The sequence below is a fragment of the Pseudonocardia alaniniphila genome, assembly GCF_022524485.1.
GTDB classification, from domain to species: Bacteria; Actinomycetota; Actinomycetes; order Mycobacteriales; family Pseudonocardiaceae; genus Pseudonocardia; species Pseudonocardia alaniniphila.
The window spans coordinates 1-518 of sequence record NZ_JAKXMK010000114.1 but is presented as its reverse complement, the minus strand read 5'-3'; the positions used below and the strand labels follow the sequence as shown (position 1 = coordinate 518).

1 protein-coding gene is annotated in these 518 nt (G+C 77.0%); it reads left to right on the top strand.

The features are described from left to right. Positions 1-518: molybdopterin oxidoreductase family protein (locus tag MMF94_RS43230; RefSeq protein ID WP_241043306.1), on the top strand; the 518-nt coding region annotated here is incomplete at both ends.

Sequence of the window (518 nt, the reverse complement as noted above, 5' to 3'; positions counted from 1 at the left end):
GGGCCGGGGCGCAGCGCGACGGAGCTGATCGCCGCGCTGGGGCGCCCCGACGGCCCGCGCGCGCTGCTCGTGTTCGGCTCGAACCTGCGTGTCTCCGCCCCCGACGCGAACGCGGTGACCGAGCGGCTCGCGGCGCTCGACCTGCTCGTGGTGGCCGACGTCGTGCCCGGCGAGACGGCGATGGCCGCCGACGTCGTGCTTCCCGTGGCGCAGTGGGCCGAGGAGGAGGGCACGATGACCAACCTGGAGGGCAGGGTGCTGCGGCGCCGCCGTGCCCTGCGGCCACCCGAGGGCGTGCGAACAGACCTGGAGGTGATCTCCGGGCTGGCGGCCGAGCTGGGTGTCGCTGGGTTTCCCGCGGACCCACGGATGGTGTTCGACGAGCTGCGCGCGGCCTCGGCGGGCGGCCCGGCCGACTACTCCGGGATCAGCTACGACCGGCTCGACGCGGGGGAGGCCCTGCACTGGCCGTGCCCGGCCCGCCCTCCCGGCGAGGAGGCCCACCCCGGCAGCCCGCG